This is a genomic window from Mesorhizobium sp. M1A.T.Ca.IN.004.03.1.1 (assembly GCF_003997555.1).
Lineage (GTDB): Bacteria > Pseudomonadota > Alphaproteobacteria > Rhizobiales > Rhizobiaceae > Mesorhizobium.
Genome location: NZ_RZTV01000429.1, coordinates 1 through 266 on the forward strand (window position 1 = coordinate 1; position 266 = coordinate 266).

At 59.0% G+C, this 266-nt stretch carries 1 protein-coding gene; it reads left to right on the plus strand.

Annotated elements, in window-relative coordinates:
- Window positions 1-266, plus strand: a 266-nt coding sequence (locus tag EOD29_RS32305; RefSeq protein WP_164763973.1) for an FCD domain-containing protein, incomplete at both ends; no start/stop codon positions are given.

Below are 266 nucleotides of genomic sequence, written 5' to 3' on the forward strand. Positions count from 1 at the left end.
CCCAAGGAACGTTGGAACCTGCTGGATCGAGATGTCTTGGGCTGGTATGCGGCATCTCCCGATCGCGAATCCTTTCTGAGGGCCGTGCAAGAACTCAGGCATATGATCGAGCCGGAAGCGACTGCGCTTGCTGCGGAGCGGCGAACTGAGGAGCAAATGAACGCGATCAGCCAGGCCCTGCGTGACATGGACCAGGCGACATCGCTCCAGCAGCGGACAGAATCCGATACGCGATTTCACATCGCGATCTTACGCGCCTCCGGAAA